The organism is Caballeronia sp. AZ7_KS35 (assembly GCF_023631045.1).
In the GTDB taxonomy this organism is placed as follows: domain Bacteria; phylum Pseudomonadota; class Gammaproteobacteria; order Burkholderiales; family Burkholderiaceae; genus Caballeronia; species Caballeronia zhejiangensis.
Map to the genome: position 1 here is coordinate 45,003 of NZ_JALQDV010000019.1, position 6,403 is coordinate 51,405.

The 6,403-nt window shown below is 62.5% G+C and carries 5 protein-coding genes; 3 read left to right on the top strand and 2 right to left on the bottom strand.

Annotated elements, in window-relative coordinates:
- Positions 1-22: 22 nt before the first annotated feature.
- From NCT05_RS15060 to NCT05_RS15070, 3 genes are all read left to right on the top strand, one after another.
- Complete coding sequence (locus tag NCT05_RS15060) at positions 23-1,147, top strand: mannitol dehydrogenase family protein (RefSeq protein WP_034473910.1); 1,125 nt, start codon at positions 23-25, stop codon at positions 1,145-1,147.
- Positions 1,148-1,244: 97 nt separating this feature from the next.
- Positions 1,245-2,531 (top strand): MFS transporter, encoded by a 1,287-nt coding sequence (locus NCT05_RS15065; protein ID WP_008344369.1) that lies wholly within the window; start codon positions 1,245-1,247, stop codon positions 2,529-2,531.
- Positions 2,532-2,547: 16 nt separating this feature from the next.
- Positions 2,548-4,089: a UxaA family hydrolase gene (locus tag NCT05_RS15070; RefSeq protein WP_008344367.1), complete on the top strand. Its 1,542-nt coding sequence runs from the start codon at positions 2,548-2,550 to the stop codon at positions 4,087-4,089.
- A gap of 53 nt (positions 4,090-4,142) precedes the next feature.
- On the opposite strand, the gene NCT05_RS15075 is transcribed toward NCT05_RS15070, so the two are convergent.
- Positions 4,143-4,475: a hypothetical protein gene (locus NCT05_RS15075; protein WP_244807658.1), complete on the bottom strand. Its 333-nt coding sequence runs from the start codon at positions 4,473-4,475 to the stop codon at positions 4,143-4,145.
- A gap of 77 nt (positions 4,476-4,552) precedes the next feature.
- On the bottom strand, positions 4,553-6,187 hold the full coding sequence (locus NCT05_RS15080; protein WP_250435243.1) for an NAD(P)/FAD-dependent oxidoreductase: 1,635 nt from the start codon (positions 6,185-6,187) through the stop codon (positions 4,553-4,555).
- Positions 6,188-6,403 lie beyond the last annotated feature (216 nt).

Below are 6,403 nucleotides of genomic sequence, written 5' to 3' on the forward strand. Positions count from 1 at the left end.
TTCCTCCCTAGCGCGCGCGACGATGAGCAATCCGATTCTTCAATTCGGCACCAGCCGCTTTTTGCAGGCACACGTCGATTTTTTCGTGACCGTTGCGGCGCGCCGCGATCCGGCGAAAGCGCTCGGCAAGATCACCGTCGTCCAGACGACGTCGAGCGCCGACAGCCGCGCGCGTGTCGAGGCCTTGCGCTCCGCCGGGCGTTATCCGGTGCGCATCCGTGGCCGTCAGCGCGATGAAACCATCGATATGACGGTCGAATGCGACGCCATCACCGAAGCGCTGCACGCGAACGAAGACTGGCCCTTGCTGATCGAGCGCGTGAAGCGCGACGTGAAAGTGATCGTCTCGAACACCGCCGACGCAGGGTACGCGCTTTTCGATGAAGACACCGCCGATCTGCTCGACGGCCAGCGCACGCCGCGCGGCTTCGCGGCGAAGCTCGCGGTGCTGCTGCACGCGCGGCATCGCGCCGGCGGCGCGCCGATCACGCTTCTGCCCTGCGAACTCGTTTCGCGCAACGGCGATACGCTGCGCGATCTGGTCATCGGCGTGGCGCGCGGCTGGAACGTCGACGACGCGTTCATCGCTTATCTGACGAACGACTGCGTGTGGGTGAATTCGCTAGTGGACCGCATCGTGTCGGAGCCGATACAACCTGTCGGCGCGATCGCGGAGCCGTACGCGCTGTGGGCGATCGAGCGTCAGGACGGCATGGTATTGCCGTGCGAGCACGAGGACATCGTCGTCACCGACGATCTCGCGCACTACGAACGCCTCAAGCTTCTGATGCTGAATCTCGGCCACACGATGCTCGCGCAGATCTGGCGCACGCGCGACGGCTCGCCGGACATGACCGTACTCGACGCGATGCGCGATCCGGCCTATCGCGAGCCGCTCGAAGCGACGTGGCGCGACGAAGTGCTTCCCGTATTCGCGGCGCTCGGCAAGGGCGACGTTGCGGCCGACTACCTCGCGAGCGTGCGCGACCGCTTCGAGAACCCGTTTCTCGTCCATCGGCTCGCTGACATCGCGCGCAATCACGACGAGAAGAAAGTTCGACGCTTTCAGCCCGTCATCGATCTGGCGCGCGAACTGAAGCTCGACATCGAACAAACGCGTCTTCGCGACGCACTCGAAACCGCCTGACGACCGGCCCGACCGATTTTCAATCACGGCTCACCGCGCCGGCATCGCGGATCGAGCTGGAACACATTGAAGTGCCGCCCCATTGAGGAGACAAACGATGCGCAAAATGCGTTGGGTAGTGATATTTCTGGCCTTTCTGGCAATCGCGATCAATTACATCGATCGTGCAAACCTTGCGGTCGCCGCGCCGCAAATCGAAAAAGCGCTCAATATCGGCCCGGCCGAAATGGGCTTCATCCTGAGCGGCTTCTTCTGGAGCTACGCGCTCATGCAGATGCCGTTCGGCTGGTTCGTGGATCGCGTCGGCGCACGCATCGCATTGCCGCTCGCGGTGGGCTGGTGGTCGGTGTTCACGGCGTTGACCGCGGTTGCGACGAGCGTCGTCGGCATGTTCGGCTGCCGCCTGATGCTGGGCGTCGGCGAAGCGGGCGCGTATCCGTCGTGCGCGAAGCTCGTGTCGCAATGGTTCACAAAATCGCAGCGCGCATTCGCGACCAGCATCTTCGATTCGGGCTCGCGCGTGGGTTCGGCACTGTCCATTCCGGTCGTCGCGTTCATCATCAGCTCGTTCGGCTGGGAAGCGTCGTTCGTCATTACCGGCGTGATCGGCTTCGTGTGGATTCTCGGCTGGTTCCTGATCTACCGTAACAAGTCGAAGGGCGATCTCACCGGCGAGACCGATGTCGCGCCGGTGCCGGTTGCGCCGAAGAACAAGGTGTCGTGGGCGTCGCTGTTCAAGTACCGCACGCTGTGGGGCATGATGCTCGGCTTCTTCTGCCTGAACTTCGTGATCTACTTCTTCATCACCTGGTTCCCGAGCTATCTCGTACAGGCGCACGGCTTCTCGCTGAAATCGCTCGGCACGCTCGGCACGATTCCCGCGCTGATGTCGATTCCCGGCGGCTGGCTCGGCGGCTTCATCTCCGATTCGCTCTTCAAGCGCGGCTGGAGCCTGACCGCCGCACGCAAGACCTGCATGGTCGGCGGCATGCTGATGTCGTCCGTCATCACGCTGTGCGCGTTCGTCGAAAACATTTATCTGATGCTCGCGTTCTTCGGCATCGCTTACGCGAGTCTCGCGTTCGCCGCTGCATCGATCTGGTCGCTCCCGAGCGACGTCGCGCCGACGCCGGATCACGTCGCGTCGATCGGCGGCATCCAGAATTTCGCGTCGAATCTGGCGGGCATCGTCATCACCACGTTCACCGGCGTGATGCTCGCGATCACCAAGGGCTCATTCGTGATTCCGCTGTGCGTCGCGGGCGGCTTCTGCTTCCTCGGCGCGTTCAGCTATCTTTTCATTGTCGGCAAGATCGAACCGCTCAATCGCGCCGAAGAAGAGCAAGCCCGGCGCGACGACGGTCGCGCACCTTCCACGGTCTGAGTCTGAGAACAAAACCATGTCCACCACATCCACCGACCATGCGGTCATCCGGCTGCATCCGAACGACGACGTCGTGATCGCGACGCGTCAGTTGCTCTCCGGCGCGCGGATCGCGTCGGAGGATCTCGTCGTCGCCGGGCTGATTCCGCCGGGCCACAAGATCGCGACGCGCGATATCGCGGCGGGCGCGCCCGTGAAGCGCTACAACCAGATCATCGGCGTGGCGAAGGAAGCGATCGCGCGCGGGCAGCACGTCCACACGCACAATCTGTCGATGGCCGATTTCGCGCGCGAGCACGAGTTCGGCGTCGATCTGCATCCGACGCCGTTCGTCGACAAGCCCGCGACTTTCATGGGCATCCGCCGCGAGGACGGCCGCGTCGCCACGCGCAATTTCGTCGGCGTGCTGACGAGCGTGAACTGCTCGGCGACGGTCGCCCGCGCGATCGCCGATCATTTCCGGCGCGACGTGCATCCGGAAGCGCTCGCGGATTACCCGAACGTCGACGGCGTGATCGCGCTGACGCACGGTCTCGGATGCGGCATCGACATGCAGGGCGAAGGGCTCGGCATCTTGCGGCGCACGCTTGCGGGTTACGCGGTGCATCCGAATTTTCATTCGGTGCTGTTCGTGGGTCTGGGATGCGAGACCAATCAGATTTCCGGTGTGCTCGAATCGAGCGGGCTGAAGGACGGTTCGCATCTGAAGAGCTTCACGATTCAGGATAGCGGCGGCACGCGCAAGACGATCGAACGCGGCATCGCGCTGGTGAAGGAAATGCTCGCCGATGCCAATCGCGTGCAGCGCGAGCCGCTGCCGGCGTCGCACCTGATCGTCGGTTTGCAGTGCGGCGGGTCGGATGGCTATTCGGGCATTTCGGCGAATCCCGCATTGGGCGCGGCGGTCGACAAGCTCGTCGCGCATGGCGGCACGGCGATTCTTTCCGAAACGCCGGAAGTGTATGGCGCGGAGCATCTGCTGACGCGCCGCGCGGTGAGCCGCGAGGTCGGAGAGAAACTGCTCACGCGTATCAAGTGGTGGGAAGAATACTGCGCGCGCAATGGCGCGGCGATGGACAACAATCCGTCGGCAGGCAACAAGGTCGGCGGATTGACGACGATCCTCGAGAAATCGCTCGGCGCGGTCGCGAAAGGCGGGACAACGAATCTCGTCGAAGTGTACGAGTACGCTCAGCGCATCGACGCGAAAGGCTTCGTGTTCATGGATTCGCCCGGCTACGATCCGATGTCGGCGACGGGCCAGGTTGCATCGGGCGCAAATCTGATCTGCTTCACGACGGGACGCGGTTCGGCTTATGGATGCGCGCCGTCGCCGTCGCTCAAACTGGCGACGAACACCGCGCTGTGGGAACGCCAGGAAGAGGACATGGATATCAATTGCGGCGGCGTGATCGACGGCTCCGCGACCATCGAACAACTCGGAGACGAAATCTTCCAGATGATGCTCGACTGTGCGTCAGGCGTGGCGTCGAAGAGCGAACTCCACGGGTATGGGCAGAGTGAGTTCGTGCCTTGGCAGGTGGGTGTGGTGACTTGAGGCTTCTATTTTGGTGAAAAAAACGCGCCGTGTTCCGGCGCGTTTTTCTTCGATCAGGCCGGTCCGAGGTCGATTTGGATTGGCTCGTCCGAGCAGTCGAACACCGTGCCGTGAAGCCGCACTTCGCGCCATTCGCGAAAGAGTTTGAGCGATCGCTTCTGCGGCCACAATGCGTCGTCCGTGTACCGGTCGTCGAGCATCTGGTCGAAGATCGTCTGCCAGTTTCGGTTGATCCATTTTTCGGCGGACTCGATAACATCGTCGCCTCCGCATGGAATCAGGAACGTGTTTGGGTCGTCGCGCGCCTCGTCGAAAAGAACGGGACGCTGCGGATCTGGTGCCGGATCGGCGCGGTTGATCCAATCGACGAACGGCTGCTTCGGCAAGACGACAGCAGCCGCTCGATCGGTGACGAGAAGCGCATCGGATGGCATGTTCGCGACCTCGTTGGGAGCGCGGACGATCAGACCGTCTCGGCGTGTTGCGCCATCATCTGCAACGCGACGGCTTCCGCCACTTCGATGCCGTCGATCGCAGCCGAATAAATGCCCCCAGCGTAGCCCGCGCCCTCTCCCGCCGGATAAAGCCCCTCCACATTGACGCTCTGATAGTCGTCCTTGCGACGCACGCGGATCGGCGACGACGTGCGCGTCTCGACACCGGTCAACACTGCGTCGTGCATCGCGAATCCCTTGATCTTCTTGTCGAGCTCGGGCAACGCTTCGCGAATCGCTTCGATCACGTAATCGGGCAGCGCGGTGCTCAGATCGGTCGGCTTTACGCCCGGCTTGTAGGACGGCGCCACGGAACCGAGCGAAGTGGATGCGCGCCCCGCGATGAAATCGCCGACGAGTTGCCCCGGCGCGGAGTAGTCGCCGCCGCCGAGTTCGAACGCGCGCTCTTCCCACTTGCGCTGAAACGCGATGCCGGCCAGCGGGCCGCCCGGGTAGTCATCCGGCGTAATGCCGACGACGATGCCCGCGTTCGCGTTACGCTCGGCGCGCGAATACTGGCTCATGCCGTTCGTCACGACGCGGCCCGGCTCGGACGTCGCCGCGACGACCGTGCCGCCCGGGCACATGCAAAAGCTATAGACCGCGCGTCCATTGCTGCAGTGATGGACCACTTTGTAGTCGGCGGCGCCGAGCTTTTCGTGGCCGGCGAATTTGCCGAAGCGGCTTCTGTCGATCACGCCTTGCGGATGCTCGATCCGGAAGCCGAGCGAGAACGGCTTGGCCTCCATGTAGACGCCGCGTTCGTGCAGCATCTCGAACGTATCGCGTGCGCTGTGACCGACGGCGAGCACGACGTGATCGCAGCGCAGCGTTTCGCCCGTCGAAAGCTTGAGCCCGCGCACCTTGCCGTTATCGATGTCGATGTCTTCAACCCGGTGCTGAAATCGCACTTCCCCGCCAAGCTGATGGATTTGCGCGCGCATCTTCTCGACCATGCTCACGAGCCGGAAGGTACCGATGTGCGGCCGGCTCAAATACAGAATGTCTTCCGGCGCGCCAGCTTTGACGAACTCGTCGAGCACCTTGCGGCCGTAATGTTTGGGATCCTTGATCTGGCTGTAGAGCTTGCCGTCCGAGAATGTGCCTGCGCCGCCTTCGCCGAACTGCACGTTCGATTCCGGATTGAGCTCGTTGCGACGCCAGAGGCCCCACGTGTCTTTCGTCCGCTCGCGCACCGCTTTGCCGCGTTCGAGAATGATCGGCCGAAAACCCATCTGCGCGAGGATCAATCCGGCGAAAAGCCCGCACGGTCCCATGCCGATGACGACGGGACGCAGCATCGTCGATTGCGCCGGCGCTTTTGCGACGAAACGATACGCCATGTCGGGCGTCACGCCGCAGTGCGGATGCGGATGCGCTTCCAGTCGCTTCAACACCGACGCTTCGTCTCGCAACTCGACATCGATGATGTAGGTGAGCTTGATATCGGCGCGCTTGCGGGCATCGTGTGCGCGGCGAAATACGTGAAAGCTCACGAGTTCGTTCGCGCCAACGCCGATTTCCGCGAGACGCGCGAGAACCGCAGTTTCGATAGCCGATTCGGGATGATCGAGCGAGAGCTTGAGTTCGCTTAGACGTAGCATGGGAAGTCGACGGCGCTCCGTACTTTTTGAAAAGCTGTAGAGAGATTCTAGCGCTTGCGCAACGCGCACTTCGCGGATTTGCAGATACCGCGCTTCAAACGCAAAAACCCCACCTTTTTGGGGTGGGGTTTTTGTTTGGAGCATGAGGAGCCTGACGATTACCTACTTTCACACGGGTATCCGCACTATCATCGGCGTGGAGTCGTTTCACGGTCC